Source organism: Oceanobacter sp. 5_MG-2023 (assembly GCF_030548165.1).
Lineage (GTDB): Bacteria > Pseudomonadota > Gammaproteobacteria > Pseudomonadales > Oceanobacteraceae > Oceanobacter.
Genome location: NZ_JAUORS010000009.1, coordinates 123,179 through 140,622 on the forward strand (window position 1 = coordinate 123,179; position 17,444 = coordinate 140,622).

Here is a 17,444-nt window from a genome sequence, read left to right on the forward strand (position 1 = left end):
CCAGCATGGGACTGTTTGAACGTTATCTATCGGTGTGGGTCGCCTTGTGTATTGCGGCAGGCGTACTGCTTGGCAATCTGCTGCCGACGGTGTTTACCCTGATCGCCACATGGGAATACGCCCATGTAAACCTGGTTGTGGCCGTGCTGATCTGGCTGATGATCTATCCCATGATGATCCAGATCGATTTCAGCTCACTGAAAGACGTGGGCAAAAAACCCAAAGGCCTGGCCCTGACACTGGTCGTCAACTGGCTGATCAAGCCTTTCACCATGGCAATGCTGGGCTGGTTGTTCTTCAAGGTCTTGTTTGCCGGCTGGGTCGATCCACAATCCGCAGAAGAGTATATTGCCGGGATGATCCTGCTCGGGGTTGCTCCCTGCACCGCGATGGTGTTTGTCTGGAGCCAACTGACACGGGGCGACGCCAATTACACATTGATTCAAGTCTCGATCAACGACATCATCATGATTTTTGCCTTTGCACCGATTACCGCTTTTTTGCTGGGGATCAGTGATATTCAGGTGCCATGGGAAACCCTGCTGATTTCCGTCCTGTTATACGTTGTTTTGCCATTGATTGCCGGTGCCCTGACCCGCAAGAAACTTGACCGGGGAAACGATCACCAGCGCCTGAACAGTTTTGTTGCCGCTCTGAAACCCTGGTCGATCGTTGGCTTGCTGACCACAGTGATTTTGCTGTTTGGTTTTCAGGCCGAAACCCTGCTGGAAAACCCCCTGGTTATCGGCCTGATTGCCATTCCGCTGTTGATTCAGACCTACGGCATCTTTGCCTTGAGCTACTTCGCCGCCAAACGGATGAAACTGGCACACAACGTAGCTGCACCCGCCAGTATGATTGGCTCGTCCAACTTCTTTGAGCTGGCCGTTGCCGTCGCGATTTCACTGTTTGGCCTGCATTCCGGAGCCGCTCTGGCCACCGTGGTCGGTGTCTTGGTGGAAGTGCCGGTGATGCTGTCGCTGGTCTGGTTCGCCAACCGTACCCGTCACTGGTTTGATTGATATTTGAGACCACGAAGGGCTGCCATGGAGGGTGCCCCGGCATCGTGATTCCGGCCCTACGGCCGTGGCATCGTTGTAATATCAAACGCGTTCAGGCACTGCACGCAAATACACCGTTGTCCGGCAGAATCACGATTTTGTTCCAGCAATTGCGGCGGGAAGGTCGCTGTCATACACCAGCACTGCGCCGCATCCCGCTGGTTGGCCACGGCGCATTCATTATCCCTGGCACACAAGGGACACAGCCGCGGCGAGGGTTCTCCGAGGTCTGTCCCTTGCACCGTCCGCTCTGATGGTATGACAGTCGTCACCGGGTCAGTCATCTTGATTTCCAATTCCATTAACAGGCACTAGCCTGACTGCTATTCAGACCACACGGCCAATTCATTACCACTGGGTTCGGTAAAATGAAAACGGCGGCCCCCCGGAAAAGCAAAAATTGGCTGAATAATCACCCCACCAGCTTGCTCAACCGCCGCCAGAGTCTCTTCCAGATGGTTGCTGAAAAATACCAATAGCGCACCGCCTTGCTCCACTCGGGAAGCCAGCTCCGCCCGATAAAATCCACCGTCGAGTCCTGCGTCGGCAAACGCAGTGTAATCCGGGCCGTAGTCTATAAACTGCCAGCCAAAGGCAGCGTTAAAAAATGCCTTGGTGGCTTCCAGATTACTGGCTGCCATTTCTACGTAGTTCAGTTTGCCGTGCTGATTCATGGCTTTGCCCTTTATGAATAACGTCTGTTGGTAACATCTGTTGATCGCGCCGGTTGCTGATACTGACCGAACACATTGGCTTATAACATACGAATTACCCGTGCCGGGTTACCGGCTGCCACAGCACCGGCGGGAATATCCCGGTTCACCACACTGCCAGCCCCAATGACACAACGGTCACCAATCGTTACTCCGGGCAATACCGACACATTGCCACCAAGCCAGACATGGTGCCCAATCACAACCGGCGCGCCGGATTCGATCGTCTCTCGTTCAACAGGGTCTAACGGGTGTTTGGCCGTTGCGATCATACAGCCCGGCCCCATCATCACGTGTTCAGCGATTATTACCGGGCAAACATCCAGAATCGTGAGATTATGATTGGCGTAAAAATGATCACCGATCTCGATATTCACCCCATAATCACAAAAGAAATTAGGCTCGATATAGGCACTGCCATGCAAGGTCAGCAAGCCATCCAGTAATGCCATACGAGCCGCAGGCTGGCGAGGATCGGCCTGGTTAAAGGCATGACAAACCGATTTGGCCAACAGGCGTGCTTGCAGCAGCTCGTTATCCCAGGCGTTATAAGGCAAACCAGCCAGCATTTTTTCACGTTCGGTCATACCGTCCCTTGCCGACAGCGGTCAACAAAGGTCTGGATCAGTTGACCGGAAATAGACATCGGTGGCGGGATTTCTGGCAAGTTGGTGTAGTGAAACCATTGGGCATCCGAGATTTCATCATCATCGATCACAATCTCGCCACTGGCGTAACGGCTGATAAACCCGACCATCAGTTGGCCCGGAAAAGGCCAGCTCTGGCTACCAAAGTATTCAAGATCCTGCACCCGCACCCCAACTTCTTCCTTGACCTCACGGTGTACCGCATCTTCGATCGATTCACCGGCTTCGATAAACCCTGCCAATGTGCTGTAAAAATTGGTTTTGTAACGGGTGTGATGCGCCAGCAGGCAATATTCCCCCTTGATCACAATGGTAATCATGCAAGGTGAAATACGCGGATAATACATTTTGTTGCACGGCTCACACGTCATTGCCCGCTCAACCCGGTGCCGCTGGGTGGGTTGTCCGCACAGCCCACAAAAGCGATGCTCGCGAACCCAGACGCACAACTGCAACGCCCGCGCCAGAGCCAGATATTCCGCCGCAGAGGCAATGGCCATCAGCACCCGGGGAGACAGCCACTGATGTTGCGAAGAGGCGGTCGGCTGTGCCAGCTCAACCACAAAACACGGTGTCTTGCCGTTGGCGATGCCGACATAAATGGCCTGATCCTGGATGGGCAGATCGGCCATTCCAGACAAGCGCTGCGCCTCCTCATCAGCATACAGCGTCAGTTGTGCCTCGATACCCGATAATAACTGTCCCTCACTCACCAGCAGATAACGAGGTGCTTGATCATGTTGCTCTGGCAGGTAATCGCACAGTTCAAAAGTAAAAATATGGCTCATGGTGAGCGCCTGTAACCTTGGCTTGAAAGTGTAACGATAACCCCGGCTGCCAAAGGCGGCAAATGCTCCGTGTGATTCATTCAGGCATAATACACCGACCGATTGATGGTGTTTACGAAAGGCGAATACTGGCGTGGTTAAAAAAACAGCAACAAAAAACAGCAAAACCGGCAAGGCAAACAAGGCTGCTCTGAAACCGGTCAGCATCCAGTTGCCCGGACAAGGCCAACGCACCCTGCCAGCACAGGAAGCCATGGGACTGGCACAACGCTGGTCAGGCAGTGGCCTGCCCTTGCCCGCTCTGGATCTGCTCAAACAGGTCACGCAACAACTGCCCGGTTTTGCCGATGCCTGGATGCTGCTGTTTGCCACCCTCAATAAAACCGGAGACCAGCAAGGCCTGATTCATGAAGCGCAGCGCTGCCTGAGCAGCAAACCCCGTTTTATTCCGGCCCTGACCAACCTGTCCCAGGCTATGAGGCTGACCCAGCAACACCAGAGTGCCTTACAGCTGATCGACAAGGCCATCAAACTGGAACCGGCACTGGCAGAATTGTACAACCACCGTGGTGTTATTCTGAAAGAAACAGGCCGCAGTGATGATGCACTTGCCAGCTTTAACCGCTGTCTGGCGCTGCAGCCCGGTAATGCCAATGCCATCTGGAACCGTTCCGACATGATCGGTGTCTTGCCAGAGCAGGAATATCAGGGTTATGCGGCGCTGGCGAGCGGCGACAATCTCCCCCCGAGACAGCGGGTAATGGTGTATTACGCCCTCAGTCGCAGTGATGAGGCAGCCCAGGAATATGCCCGCCAGTTCGACAATATCAAAGCAGGTGCCGACCTCTATCGCTCGTTAGTGCCATACCAGCATCAGGCCGAACTCAACCAGATCGAAAAAACCATCAGCGCCTTTCCTGCCTCGCACCCTGCGCGTTCTTCTCCTTCCGCAGACCCGGCAAGCGATGTGATACCGGTCTTTATCTGTGGCTTGCCCCGTAGTGGCACCACACTGACCGAACACATTTTGTCCAGCCACCCCAGTGTGACTGCTGGCGACGAACTTAACGACCTGCCATTGGCCTGTGGTCAATACCTGACCCGTCGAGGCATTCGGAAAAGCTTTCCGGACTGGGTCGCCGATATGCCACAGGAAGGCTGGCAAGCCATTGGCAGCGCCTACCGCAAAAGCACCAGAGCACTGCAAGGCAGCGGCTGGTTTACCGACAAAAACCTGCAAAACTACAAGGCGATCGGCGTGATTCGTCAGGCCTTGCCAGAGGCCAGGATGGTGGTCTGCCGACGTCACCCGATGGACAATTTGTGGGGCTGTTACCGCCAGTTTTTCTCCGAAGGCATGTACTTCACCTACCAGCAGGAAGAGTTGGCCGATATTTGGAACGCCAGCGACAAGCTGATTCAGCACTGGCAGAACACCGGGGCCGATATTTTTGTTATGGAGTATGAAGCCCTGATTGCCGAGCCAGAGCCGACCATCCGGGCACTGCTGGATTTTGTTGGCCTGCCGTGGGATGACGCCTGCCTGAATTTTCATAACAACAAGCGCAGTGTCCGTACCCTGTCGGCGACCCAGGTACGCCAGCCGCTATCAAACAGCCGGGTAGCTCAGTGGCGGCGTTACGAAGAGCAACTGCAACCGATGTTGCAACGGCTTAACCAGCCCTGAACCCTGCCTGCAGCATAAAACCGTTTCGCTCAGGCGCCAGGCTCCCATACCAAAGATCGGCATGGGAACCTGAAAACAGCACAAGCGGCGTGATTACATCACCGCCAGCACCAGACCACCGGCAGCGATAGAACCACCCGCAATACGAGCCACCAGGGTAGCAAGTGCAGGTTTACCGGCCTTGATCAGGGCGATACCAGCCAGATGCAAGACCAGCGTAGCCAGCATAAAGCCGCTCATATAGCCCAGACCGCTGGCCGCAAGCGGCATTTCGGCACCGTGAGCAACACCGTGAAACATCGCCATGGCCGCCGTCAGGGCAGTGCACAGCAGCAGGTTAAAGCGGGCTGCAAAAGCCACCAACAAACCGGCGGCGATCACCGACGCCAGAATACCGCTTTCCACAAAGGGGACGGTCATGCCTGCCATCGACAGGCCAGCGCCCAACGCCATGGTCGCGATAAACGCCAATGGCAGTTGCCAGATGGCTTTCCCGCCCATTTGGGCTGCCCACAGGCCGACTGCCACCATGGCCAACAGGTGATCCAGCCCGGTAAACGGATGGCTCAGACCCGCCATCAGACCCGAGGTTTCGTGACCGGTATGCGCCATGGCTACCGTTGGCACCAGCGCCGCAACAGTCATGGACGCCGTGAGGGCAGTTTTAAAAATAGGTTTCATAGCGGTTTCCTTGATGTCGTTCGTTCAACAAGAGTTGTTTAATCTCTTAATCTTTCGTCGTGTAATGTTTCAGTCGCGCCAGCATCGTGCAAACAATGTTGTCGCTTACACCACTGCTTTGGCAGGTGGAATCTCTTTTGGCTCCAGCATGCCTTCGGTCACAATAAAGTGAATGATGTCATCCAGACCCTGGGCCTGTTTCAGGTTGGAGAATACAAATGGCCGGGTGCCACGCATTTTCCTGGCATCACGATCCATGACTTCCAGAGAAGCGCCAACCAGAGGTGCCAGATCGGTTTTGTTGATGATCAACAAGTCCGATTTGGTAATGCCCGGGCCACCTTTGCGAGGAATCTTGTCCCCCGCCGATACGTCAATCACGTAGATCGTCAAGTCCGACAGCTCCGGGCTGAAGGTCGCACTGAGGTTATCGCCACCACTTTCGACAAACACCACATCCAGCGCACCGTGGCGCTCCAGCAGCTGGTCAATGGCTGCCAGGTTCATGGAAGCATCTTCACGAATGGCGGTGTGCGGGCAGCCGCCGGTTTCAACCCCAAGAATACGATCCGAGCTGAGCGCCTCGTTTTCGGTAAGGAATTTTGCGTCTTCCTTGGTGTAAATATCGTTGGTCACCACGGCAATATCGTAATGGTCACGCATCGCGGTACACAACGAACGCAGCAGCGCCGTCTTGCCTGAGCCAACCGGGCCGCCTACGCCTACGCGTAATGTCTGTTTTGGTTTCGACATACAAATCCCCTTGTCTTTTTAACGCCGTTCGACTCGTTCAGGAGCGAAACAGGCGTGAGTACATATGTTCATGTTGAGAACTGACAATCGCCAGAGCGGGCAAGCCTGCTCCGATCCCATCGTCGTCGATGGTGTCGGCTCGATCCAATGCCTGTTGTAACGCCGGCTGTAAGGCACCCAGCAGTTGCTGGGCCTGGGTTTGTCCCAAAGGCACCAGCTTGGTTGCTGCGGCAATCTGGTTTTCCAGCCAGGACCATAACAATCCCAGCGCTGCCGACCGATAAGGAATTCCCCATACACCAGCCGCCAGCGCAAACAGGCAGACAAAGCTGACCGGCTCTCCTTTGGCAAAAGGCAGATCCATATTCAGGCTGGTCAGCAGACGGTGCAAGGCTTCTCCCATGGCGGTATCGGTCAGCCGCAATTCACGGGTTTCCCGACAGGCCAGCAGCAAGTCATTCAGGCGCTGTAATTCTGCCGGGTCATTCGCGTCAATGGCGGCCATACACCGCCGCAAGACCGGCACATCCGTAGTCGCCAGGCTGTATACCAGTTGCTCGCTCACCCATTGACTGACCTGATCGGCGTTGCGAATCCAGCCCGCCTCAATGGCGTATTCCATGCCGTGGGAAAACGCATACCCGCCCACCGGCAAACTGACCGAGCACAGCTGCATCAAGCGGATCAGACCGGCGTCACTCAAGGTGGCCCCGGCGGCCGCTTCAGTGATGATGGCCATCGGCATGCCCGTGGGAGTGGCCGTGACCTTGTGAATGGTCGTGATCGTCATCATGGCTGTGGCTGTGATCATGACTGTGATCATGGTCGTGACCGTGTGAATGACCGCCATGACCGCCGTTGGCATAAGCCCCCGATTCCGGCACAAAAACAGCCTCGGTCGCACTGACCGTCAGGCCGAGTAATACCAGCATTTCTTCCAACACATGATCCGGTGTAATACGCAGCCAGCGCTCCCCGACTTGCAATTTCACATGGCGATTACCCAGGTGATAACAGGCCCGGGAAAAAGTGCGCCAGTCATCACACGTTGCTTCTGCAACGGCTTCGACTGCACCATCAATCTGTACTATTTTGCCGCATTGGGTTTTCAGAAACTCGCCAACCAGCAGCGGCTTGCCACGTTCCAGAAACACCCGCACTTCTTCACCGTCTGTGCTGACCAGGCGTAAACGCCCACGGTCGCGCTGCTCATGCGTCAGGCAAACCGTGGCGTAAATCGGGCCGGCGGCCTCAAGGCCAAGGCGTTCGTAAACTTCCAGCATTGTGTTCTCCAAATTCACTCAGAACAGGCAATACAACTGCGCCAAAGGCAGTTCGGTTGCCGGTTCACAGGTTAGCAGCTCGCCGTCGGCACGCACTTCATAGGTCTGCGGGTCGACGGTGATATTCGGCTGCCAGCTGTTGTGCACCATATCGCTTTTGCGAATGTTGCGGGTATTTTTACAGGCCACCAGCTCGCGCTTGATGCCCAGTTGCTCTTTCAGGCCATTATCCAGCGCCGCCTGGGACACCATGGTGAACGAGGTTTTGGCCGCTGCCGAACCATGGGCACCAAACATCGGCCGGTAATGCACCGGTTGTGGAGTCGGTATCGACGCGTTCGGATCACCCATTTGTGCCGCCGCAATCATGCCGCCCTTGATGATCATGGAAGGTTTGACGCCAAAAAAAGCCGGTTTCCACAACACCAGATCCGCCAGTTTACCCGGCTCAATCGAACCCACTTCGTGGGAGATGCCGTGGGTAATCGCCGGATTGATGGTGTACTTGGCGATATAGCGACGGGCACGGAAGTTGTCATTCCCTTGCGCCTGGTCTTCTTCCAGAAAACCAAACTGCTGCTTCATTTTATGGGCGGTTTGCCAGGTGCGTGTGACCACTTCGCCGACTCGTCCCATGGCCTGGGAGTCGGACGAGATCATCGAAAAGGCACCGCGATCGTGAAAGATATCTTCCGCTGCGATGGTTTCCTTGCGGATACGTGAATCAGCAAAGGCAACGTCTTCCGGAATCGAGGTATCCAGATGGTGGCAAACCATCAGCATGTCCAGATGCTCATCCACCGTGTTTACGGTATAGGGCCGGGTCGGGTTGGTGGAGGACGGCAATACATTCGGGTAGGAACAGGCACGGATAATATCCGGTGCGTGACCGCCCCCGGCACCTTCGGTGTGATAGGTATGAATCACCCGATCCTTGAACGCTCCGATGGTGTCATCGACAAAACCGGATTCATTCAGGGTGTCGGTGTGAATCGCCACCTGTACATCGTATCGCTCCGCCACGCCCAGGCAGCAGTCGATGGCCGCAGGGGTGGTGCCCCAGTCTTCATGCAGCTTCAGGCCACAGGCGCCGGCTTGCAGCTGTTCTTCCAGGGCGTCTGGCAGGCTGGCGTTACCCTTGCCCAGAAAGCCGAGGTTCATCGGCATATCGTCAGTGCTCTGGATCATTTTGGCCAGATACCATGGCCCCGGCGTACAGGTTGTGGCATTGGTGCCGGTGGCCGGGCCAGTACCACCACCGATCATGGTGGTAACGCCGCTCATCAATGCTTCTTCAATCTGTTGCGGACAAATAAAGTGAATATGGGCATCGATGCCCCCTGCGGTCAGGATCGAGCCTTCTCCGGCGATCACTTCCGTACCGGGGCCAACGATAATATCGACACTGTCCTGAATATCCGGATTACCGGCCTTGCCGACTTTGACAATACGACCGTTCTTGATGCCGACGTCACCTTTGACAATACCCCAATGATCCAGCACCAGTGCGTTGGTAATCACCAGATCCATGGCGGGTTCACCTTCGGGGGGATTATTCAGCGCCTGGCTCTGGCCCATGCCGTCACGGATAACCTTGCCACCGCCAAATTTGACTTCGTCACCATAAACCGTGAAATCCTGCTCCACTTCGATCCACAGGTCGGTATCACCCAGACGTACCTTGTCGCCCACGGTAGGACCAAACATCTGGGCGTAAGCGGTGCGATCCATTTTTACCGAGACGGTGCTCTCGTCAGCGGCAGCAGCGGCGGGCAACTTGCCCATGACATCACCACGGAAGCCATAGATTTCACGCTTGCCCGCAAACTCCACCAGTTCCACTTCACGCCCTTGACCCGGCTCAAACCGAACCGCCGTTCCAGAAGCAATATTGAGATGGAATCCCAGTGCGGCCTCACGATCAAAGCTGAGTGCCGGATTGGTTTCGGCAAAATGATAATGGGAGCCAACCTGAATCGGGCGGTCCCCGGTGTTTTCCACCCGGACGGTCAGGGTTTTACGGCCAGCGTTCAGTTCGATTTCGCCGCTGGCAGCTTGTACTTCACCTGGTATAAACATGGAGTGTCTCCCTGTAATGGGGTTTAAACGTGTTCTTGCTGGATGCTTTGCGCCAGCCCGGTATGCCCGATGACTGACGACGGCCACGACGGATCACCCGCCGGACAATCTAGCAAATAGGCTCGTGCACAGTGACCAACTTGGTGCCATCCGGAAAGGTGGCTTCCACCTGCACTTCATGGATCAGCTCAGGTACCCCGTCCATCACCTGATCACTGCTGAGCAGGGTTTTGCCATAACTCATCAGTTCAGCCACGGTTTTACCGTCACGCGCCCCTTCAACAATTTCCATGGTGATATAGGCCATGGCTTCCGGGTAGTTCAGTTTCAAGCCACGATTCAGGCGTCGTTCAGCCAGCAAGGCGGCAGTAAATATCAACAGCTTGTCTTTTTCTCTTGGCAGTAGTTCCATGCCGGACCTCTTTGATGTTGGTCGTATTATTCAGGTTGGAGCCGCCGGTCAGGTGGCCCAGATTCGTGGGGCGCAGGCATTGCGCCCTGTCAGCAACGGGCGGATTTCTTGCCAGCAGCAGGTAAACAGTGAGCGCCCTTGTTCCGAGCAATGACCAAGATAACGGATAATCAGAAAATCATGATTAAGAGTAACACCTGTTAGATATGCTTTTCCAGACCCGTCCGGTTCCAGTAATTCGCGCAACTGCTGGATATGCTCTTCGGTCAGCAAGGCCTGGCCATCGGGTTGGCCGGGGCTGCCGTCCGACAAAAACGGCCCGGCCACCATCATGCCGCTGATGGGCATGGATTGCAGTCCGGTCATGGCGGCGTAGAGGCCTTGCTGGCCATCCACCACCAGGCGTTCTCGCAGCACCAGCCGACCATCACGGAACAGATTGAGATTCTGGGTGAATGAACTGTCGGCGCTGAACGGTTGGCTTGAAGCCGGTAATCCCAGACTGGTGACATCCCAACCGATATAACTTGCCCCGGCTGACAGGTAAACATCGGTATCCAGACGCGTATTGGCCCCCGGATAAATGATGCTCTCCAGCGGCAGCCATTCCAGTGTTGCCTGTTCGGCCAGTTCAAAGCGAAGGGTTTGTCGTTGCAAGGTTTTATCAGCACGGGCCTTGTAGGCCCGACCAGCACCGGGAGTGGTGATCAACGCTGACGCCGCTGGGCCAAGACTGGCGCTGATGGCCAGCGTATCCCCTGAGACCATACCACCGGGAGGATGCAGCAAATACACATGCGCCAGCTCGCGCCCTTCCGGGTAAAACGGCTTTTGCACATACAACGGCCCGTGATGGACGTTGCTTTTTAACACCGAGCCGCGCGCGGTTCGGCTGATGCCTAACGCCAGTGATGCGTTCCAGCGGGATGGCTCCGCTGGAGGGACTGACGCTGGCTCTTTAACCGGCATATTCATGCCGCGTACTCCTTGATCTGTTATGCCAATAAGCGAGGGTTGCTTGCCATCATACTGCCAGATATTGTCGAATCAGGGCATCGTTCAAATTGGCCATCTTGTCACTTGCAACAACCCGGCCCTTTTCCATCAGCCGGAACTCTTTACCGACTCGGCGCGCAAAACCGAGTTTCTGCTCAACCAGAATCACCGTCAGCCCTTCCTCTTCGTTCAGCTTGAGGATGACATCGCCAATCTGACGGACGATATTGGGCTGAATGCCTTCGTTGGGTTCATCCAGAATCAGGACATTGGGTTCGATCACCAGTGCCCGCCCGATAGCCAGCTGCTGCTGCTGACCACCGGAAAGGTCACCGCCACGGCGGTGCAGCATTTCTTTCAAGACTGGAAACAGGGTAAAGATTTTTTCCGGAATCTCGGCCGAATCATCCTCACGCCCCAGCATTTTTAACCGCTGCTTGCGAATGGGCAGACCAATCCGCAGGTTTTCTTCCACCGACAGCATCGGGAAAATATCCCGTCCTTGCGGCACGTAACCAATGCCGGCCACAGCCCGGGCTTCGGCATTTTTCTTGTGCAGCGGCTCACCGTCGAGCAGGATTTCGCCATTCGAAATCGGCAATAGTCCCATCAGGCATTTCAGCAGTGTGGTTTTGCCGACTCCATTACGCCCCATAATGCAGGTACAGGAACCTTGCTCAATCGCCAGATCGAGATCCCACAAAATCTGGGTGCCGCCATACAGTTGGTTGACCTTGTTAATGGCAATCATGCTTCTTCCCCCAGATACACTTCAATCACGTCGCGGTTGCTCTGAATCTGGTCCATGGTGCCTTCGGCCAGAACGGCTCCCTGGTGCAAGACGGTCACGGTTCGGGCAATACTGCGGACAAATTCCATATCGTGTTCCACCACAATCACCGTGTGTTTCCCGGCCAGCGAGGTCAGCAACTCAGCGGTGCGTTCGGTTTCCTGCGGGGTCATGCCAGCCACCGGCTCATCCACCAGCAGCAGCCGGGGTTGTGCCATCAGCAACATGCCGATCTCCAGCCATTGCTTCTGACCGTGGGACAAGGCACCGGCCAGCATCGAGCGCTGTTCCGTCAGGCCGATGATTTCCAGCACTTCTTCGATACGACCGATTTCCGTCGGACTGAGACGGGCAAACAGCGTGGGCAACACCCCCTTGTTGGACTTCAGCGACAGCTCCAGGTTGTCGAATACGCTGTGTGCTTCAAACACCGTCGGTTTCTGGAACTTGCGACCAATGCCCAGTTCGGCAATTTCCGCTTCCGAGCGGTTCAGCAAATTATGATTGCTGCCAAAATACACCGTACCGGAGTCTGGTTGGGTCTTGCCGGTAATCACATCCATCATGGTGGTTTTACCGGCCCCGTTGGCACCAATCAGGCAACGCAACTCACCATCGTTGACGTACAGATTGAGGTTATTCAAGGCCTTGAAACCGTCAAAGCTGAGGTTCACCCCTTCGACATACAGAATCATCTGCTGCGAGACATTGATCTCTGGCTGCTTCGGCATCAGAAAGGGCCAGACCTGATCCGGCCGCAAGGCATCCCGGGCCTGATCGGAAACTGTTTCAATCACACTCATGAGGACACCCCGCTGGAATCCGATGTTGATGTTGTTGGCGCTGCTGACGTTGCAGATGTTGATGTTGCCGCGGTGGATACAGATGCTTCAGGCGCGGCGGGTCGAGTCGCAAAACGCTGCTGCAGCTGACCGTAAATACCCATCAAGCCTTTTGGCAAATACAGCGTTACCAATACAAACAGTGCACCCAGCGCAAACAGCCAGCCATCCGGCATAATGGCCGTAAACCGTGTCTTGGCGTAGTTCACCAGCAACGCCCCAATAACCGCACCAATCAGCGTGCCACGGCCACCAACCGCCACCCAGATCACCACCTCAATCGAGTTGATGGGGGAAAACTCTCCGGGGTTGATAATACCCACCTGAGGCACATACAAGGCCCCGGCAATTGCCGCAATCACTGCGGAATAGACAAACAGCCAAACCTTGTACTGCTCGGTGCGATAACCGATAAAGCGGGCGCGGGATTCGCCATCCCGAATGGCTACAATCACCTTGCCAAGCCGCGACTTCATAATCCAGTGACTGGTAATCAGTGTCAGCGACAGCATTAATGCCGTGATCAGAAACAGCGCCACCCGGGTGCTGTCCGACTGCAGATCAAAGCCGAGAATATCCTTGAAGTCAGTCAGGCCATTGTTGCCACCAAACCCCATTTCGTTGCGGAAAAACGACAGCAGCAAGGCATAGGTCAGCGCCTGGGTCATGATCGACAGATACACCCCGGTCACCCGCGAGCGAAACGCCAACCAGCCAAACACATACGCCAGAATACCGGGCACCAGCACCGCCATCAGCATGGCAAACCAGAACTGATCCATCCCCTGCCAGAACCAGGGCAACTCACTCCAGTCGAGGAACACCATAAAGTCGGGTAATTCCGGGTTGCCATAAACCCCGCGATCACCAATCTGGCGCATCAGGTACATGCCCATGCCATAACCACCCAGCGCAAAAAATGCCCCGTGGCCAAGACTGAGAATGCCGCAATAGCCCCAAATCACATCCACCGCCAACGCCAACATGGCGTAGCTGAGGTATTTGCCCAGCAAGGTAATGGTGTAGGTGCTGACATGAAATGCCGATGTTTCCGGCACCAGCAAATTGGCCGCCGATGCCAACACGGTCACCACCAGCAGCAGAATCACAAAGGGGGCGACCCGACCACCAGGCTGACCCTTGTTTTTCAGCAAGGTCTGAAATACAGCAGCAAGTGCGTTCATTCTGCCGCCCTCCCTTTTTGAGGAAACAATCCTTTCGGACGTTTCTGGATAAACAGAATGATAAAGACCAACACCAGGATACTGGCCAGCACCGCTCCCGTAACCGGTTCCAGAAACTTGTTGGCAATACCCAGCGAGAAGGCTGCCACCAGCGTGCCGAGCAGATTGCCGACACCGCCAAAGACCACCACCATAAACGAATCAATAATATACGCCTGGCCCAGGTTCGGCCCCACGTTGGTCAGCTGGCTCAACGCCACCCCGGCAATACCGGCAATGCCGGAACCCAGACCAAAGGTCATGGCATCGACCCGGTCGGAGCGCACCCCCATGGCCCGGGCCATGGAACGATTCTGCGAGACCGCCCGAACATTCAGGCCCAGATTGGTTTTCTTCAAGATCAGTTGCAGGGCAAAAAACACCAACAACGCAAACGCCAGAATGTACAAACGATTCAGGGTCAGCGACAACACCGGGTTGATCTCGACCGAGCCACTCATCCACTCAGGAGATGCCACCTGCCGGTTCAGCGGCGAGAAAATCGTACGCACCAGCTGCTGCAGGATCAGGCTGATCCCGAAAGTCGCCAGCAGGGTTTCCAATGGGCGACCGTGCAAATGGCGAATGACCAGCCGCTCAATCAGGACGCCCATCAGACCCGATACAATAAAGGCAGCCGGGATCGCCACCCACAGTGAATAATCGATCAGGTTGGGCATGATCAGCTGAATCACATACGTCGTATAAGCCCCCAGCATGATCATTTCACCATGGGCCATATTGATCACCCCCATAACCCCGAAGGTAATGGCCAGACCAATCGCCGCCAGCAGCAAGACCGAGCCAAGGCTCAGGCCAAAAAACAACTGGTCAACAAAACCGTACAGTTCCACCCGTTCCTGAATACGGTCCAGCGCCTTCGCCGCTGCCTTACTGACCACCGGGTTGTAGTCACTGTGATCCGTTGCCATATCCGCGAAGTAACGCAGAACGTTGCGGGCATCACCTTCCAGACTGCCACCAATGGCTTCAATGGCCGCCAGTTGATCGGCTTGTTGTGTCGAACTTTCCAGCTGATACATGGCCAGCGCCAGATCCATGATTTCTTGAACTGATGCTACGGTTTCATGCTGACGCGCTGCCTGAATCGTCACGATGGTATCGGCATCCAGCTCCGACAGCAGGTTTTTCACCGCCGTCTCGCGTACTTCAGCCCGTTCGGACGACAAACGAATCCGGGCTATCACGCCATTCAAATAGTTGCGCAGGCGGTTATTTACCCGAATCTTTTTCACATCACGCTTGCCCAGGTCTGAGACCAGAACACTGGTCAGCGGGTCTTTATATTCGGTTTCGCCCTTGGTCTCGATCTTGCCGACCACCTGGCGTGTTGCTTTCACGTAGTAGAGATCCCCGGCGAGCAGGGTTTTGAACAGCGGCAGTATCTCCTTGCCGCCCAGGTCATGCAGTTGCTCCAGCACCGGGATCGTTTTGTTCAGCGAGGTTTCGGTCAACTCAAGCAGCAATGACTCGATCGTCACAACCGGAGCCAGCGCCTCAGCATCCAGGCCAGCTTCCAGCGCAACCGTCGTTAATTCAGATGACTCAACAGCGACTGGCGTTGTCTCAGCGTCGGGCGCTCGTACCGCGTCGTCCAACTCGGCAAACACCGGCCCGGCCAGCATGCCGAGCAGGCAGCAGCAGGTAATAAACAGTTTTTTCACAATGAGGCTCCGCGTCTGATGATCAGGAAAACCAACAGACACCCCGGTCCAGATAAGAACCAGAATGTCGGCGGGCGGAATCAGGTAGTCAGATACCCTGCCAGAAGTGGCAGGGCTTGGGGGTCCGGCGTCGGCCTAGTAGTTCTGGCCAGAGCAGGTTTTGGTTTTGGTGTTGTAGTTACCGCACTTGGTAGGTGCCGTCCAATCGGCAATCAGATCCTTGGAACCCGGCAGGAAGTCGGACCAGGCATCACCAGCGACCAGGCCATCGGTTTCCCAGACAACTTCGAACTGGCCATCGTCCTGAATCTCACCGATCAGTACTGGCTTGCTCAGATGGTGGTTTTTGTTCATCACCGCCATGCCGCCAGTCAGGTTCGGCGCTTTCTGGCCGATCAAAGCTTGTTCAACCTTGTCGACATCGGTGGTACCGGCTTTGGCAACGGCCTGGGTCCACATTTGGAAACCGATATAAGTCGCTTCCATAGGATCGTTGGTTACGCGCTCGTCGTTACCGGTAAATTTCTGCCAGCTTTCGATAAAGGCTTCGTTTTCATCGCTATCCACGCTCTGGAAGTAGTTCCAGGCGGCCAGGTGACCCACCAGAGGCTTGGTATCGATACCGGACAGTTCTTCTTCACCAACCGAGAAAGCAACAACGGGAATGTCTTCAGCCGAAACGCCCTGGTTACCCAGTTCCTTGTAGAAAGGCACGTTGGCATCACCGTTAATGGTAGAAACCACTGCGGCTTTTTTACCCTTGCTGCCGAACTTCTTGATATCCGACACAATGGACTGCCAGTCAGAATGCCCAAACGGCGTGTAATTGATCATGATGTCTGATTCCTTGACACCCTTGGACTTCAGATATGCTTCCAGAATCTTGTTGGTAGTACGGGGATAAACGTAATCGGTACCGGCCAGAACCCAGCGTTCGACGCCCAGATCATTCATCAGATAATCAACCGCAGGAATGGCCTGCTGGTTTGGCGCAGCGCCAGTGTAGAATACGTTTTTGGAAGATTCTTCCCCTTCGTACTGCACCGGGTAGAACATCAGACCGTTCAGCTCTTCAATCACCGGCAAAACGGATTTACGGGAAACCGACGTCCAGCAACCGAAGATGACATCCACCTCGTCTTTGGTCAGCAATTCGCGGGTTTTTTCAGCAAACAAAGGCCAGTTAGAGGCAGGATCAACCACCACGGCTTCCAGCTGCTTACCCAACAAACCACCCTTCTTGTTTTGCTCTTCCACCATCATCAGAACCGTGTCTTTCAGCGTTGTTTCTGAAATCGCCATGGTGCCAGACAACGAATGCAACACACCCACCTTGATGGTGTCGGCTGCAAGTGCACTGTAGCTTGCCATAGTAGCACCAACCGCCAGAGCGACGCCGGTAACCAGCTTTTTGAATGTCATACCGAAGCTTCCTTTAATCTACTTTTATTGGCCTGGTGACGCCCGCTGACGGGCCTCCCCTCTTCTGTAATCTGCCAGTCAATTATTCGGAAAAGCCCTGCATTCAGGTATGGGGTAATTAACGCACAGGTATACGTCATTTGACGTATAGCCGCAGAGACCGGCGCCATCCGGGCCCACAAGCGAGAGCGCAGACATTAACGCCATTCACGGAAGCGCAGACAGCCAGACGTTGACACCATACGCGGGAGCGCGGGCGGCCCCGGCTATACCAGTCCTACCACGACATCGAGACCCGCCATTCACGGGAGCGCGGGCGGCCCCGGCTATACCAGTCCTACCACGACATCGAGACCCGCCATTCGCGGGAGCGCGGGCGGCC

At 55.3% G+C, this 17,444-nt stretch carries 18 protein-coding genes; 2 read left to right on the top strand and 16 right to left on the bottom strand.

The annotated features are described in order from the left end of the window. Positions 1-5: 5 nt before the first annotated feature. Entirely contained in the window at positions 6-1,022 is a 1,017-nt protein-coding gene (arsB, locus tag Q4551_RS08280) for an ACR3 family arsenite efflux transporter (RefSeq protein WP_303433069.1), read from the top strand. 56 nt (positions 1,023-1,078) lie between these two features. Here arsB and Q4551_RS16235 read toward each other — a convergent pair whose 3' ends face one another. The 4 genes from Q4551_RS16235 to nudC form a co-directional block, all read right to left on the bottom strand. After that, on the bottom strand, positions 1,079-1,363 hold the full coding sequence (locus Q4551_RS16235) for a cysteine-rich CWC family protein (protein ID WP_368501376.1): 285 nt from the start codon (positions 1,361-1,363) through the stop codon (positions 1,079-1,081). Between the two features lie 21 nt (positions 1,364-1,384). Continuing rightward, positions 1,385-1,735, bottom strand: a complete 351-nt coding sequence (locus tag Q4551_RS08285; protein WP_303433070.1) for a VOC family protein — start codon at positions 1,733-1,735, stop codon at positions 1,385-1,387. 80 nt (positions 1,736-1,815) lie between these two features. Continuing rightward, positions 1,816-2,361 (bottom strand): sugar O-acetyltransferase, encoded by a 546-nt coding sequence (locus Q4551_RS08290; protein ID WP_303433072.1) that lies wholly within the window; start codon positions 2,359-2,361, stop codon positions 1,816-1,818. Then, positions 2,358-3,209 carry an NAD(+) diphosphatase gene (gene nudC, locus Q4551_RS08295; protein ID WP_303433073.1) on the bottom strand — a complete coding sequence of 284 codons (852 nt, stop codon included), beginning with the start codon at positions 3,207-3,209 and terminating at the stop codon, positions 2,358-2,360. The genes Q4551_RS08290 and nudC overlap by 4 nt, the downstream gene beginning before the upstream one ends. Positions 3,210-3,342: 133 nt before the next feature. On the opposite strand from nudC, the gene Q4551_RS08300 reads away from it, so the two are divergent. Further along, positions 3,343-4,896 (top strand): tetratricopeptide repeat-containing sulfotransferase family protein, encoded by a 1,554-nt coding sequence (locus Q4551_RS08300; protein WP_303433074.1) that lies wholly within the window; start codon positions 3,343-3,345, stop codon positions 4,894-4,896. Positions 4,897-4,989: 93 nt separating this feature from the next. On the opposite strand, the gene Q4551_RS08305 is transcribed toward Q4551_RS08300, so the two are convergent. The 12 genes from Q4551_RS08305 to urtA form a co-directional block, all read right to left on the bottom strand. Then, complete coding sequence (locus tag Q4551_RS08305; RefSeq protein WP_303433075.1) at positions 4,990-5,577, bottom strand: HupE/UreJ family protein; 588 nt, start codon at positions 5,575-5,577, stop codon at positions 4,990-4,992. Between the two features lie 105 nt (positions 5,578-5,682). Next, positions 5,683-6,330, bottom strand: a complete 648-nt coding sequence (gene ureG, locus Q4551_RS08310) for an urease accessory protein UreG (protein ID WP_303433076.1) — start codon at positions 6,328-6,330, stop codon at positions 5,683-5,685. Positions 6,331-6,367: 37 nt separating this feature from the next. Beyond that, on the bottom strand, positions 6,368-7,141 hold the full coding sequence (locus tag Q4551_RS08315; protein ID WP_368501377.1) for an urease accessory protein UreF: 774 nt from the start codon (positions 7,139-7,141) through the stop codon (positions 6,368-6,370). Then, a complete protein-coding gene (gene ureE / locus Q4551_RS08320; protein ID WP_368501378.1) occupies positions 7,053-7,613 on the bottom strand; it encodes an urease accessory protein UreE in 561 nt (186 codons plus the stop codon). Before ureE ends, Q4551_RS08315 begins: the two co-directional genes overlap by 89 nt. A gap of 18 nt (positions 7,614-7,631) precedes the next feature. After that, the gene (gene ureC, locus Q4551_RS08325) at positions 7,632-9,692 is read right to left on the bottom strand and encodes an urease subunit alpha (protein ID WP_303433077.1); all 2,061 of its coding nucleotides are present in this window, start codon (positions 9,690-9,692) and stop codon (positions 7,632-7,634) included. A 109-nt stretch (positions 9,693-9,801) separates the two neighbouring features. Further along, positions 9,802-10,104 (bottom strand): urease subunit gamma, encoded by a 303-nt coding sequence (locus Q4551_RS08330; protein WP_303433078.1) that lies wholly within the window; start codon positions 10,102-10,104, stop codon positions 9,802-9,804. Positions 10,105-10,152: 48 nt separating this feature from the next. Beyond that, the gene (locus Q4551_RS08335) at positions 10,153-11,079 is read right to left on the bottom strand and encodes an urease accessory protein UreD (protein WP_303433079.1); all 927 of its coding nucleotides are present in this window, start codon (positions 11,077-11,079) and stop codon (positions 10,153-10,155) included. A 49-nt stretch (positions 11,080-11,128) separates the two neighbouring features. Next, on the bottom strand, positions 11,129-11,851 hold the full coding sequence (gene urtE, locus Q4551_RS08340; RefSeq protein WP_303433080.1) for an urea ABC transporter ATP-binding subunit UrtE: 723 nt from the start codon (positions 11,849-11,851) through the stop codon (positions 11,129-11,131). After that, entirely contained in the window at positions 11,848-12,693 is an 846-nt protein-coding gene (gene urtD / locus Q4551_RS08345) for an urea ABC transporter ATP-binding protein UrtD (RefSeq protein WP_303433081.1), read from the bottom strand. The genes urtE and urtD overlap by 4 nt, the downstream gene beginning before the upstream one ends. After that, positions 12,690-13,916 carry an urea ABC transporter permease subunit UrtC gene (gene urtC, locus Q4551_RS08350; protein ID WP_303433082.1) on the bottom strand — a complete coding sequence of 409 codons (1,227 nt, stop codon included), beginning with the start codon at positions 13,914-13,916 and terminating at the stop codon, positions 12,690-12,692. The genes urtD and urtC overlap by 4 nt, the downstream gene beginning before the upstream one ends. Continuing rightward, positions 13,913-15,640: an urea ABC transporter permease subunit UrtB gene (gene urtB, locus Q4551_RS08355; protein WP_303433083.1), complete on the bottom strand. Its 1,728-nt coding sequence runs from the start codon at positions 15,638-15,640 to the stop codon at positions 13,913-13,915. Before urtB ends, urtC begins: the two co-directional genes overlap by 4 nt. 135 nt (positions 15,641-15,775) lie before the next feature. Then, on the bottom strand, positions 15,776-17,062 hold the full coding sequence (urtA, locus tag Q4551_RS08360) for an urea ABC transporter substrate-binding protein (protein ID WP_303433084.1): 1,287 nt from the start codon (positions 17,060-17,062) through the stop codon (positions 15,776-15,778). Between the last annotated feature and the right edge of the window lie 382 nt (positions 17,063-17,444).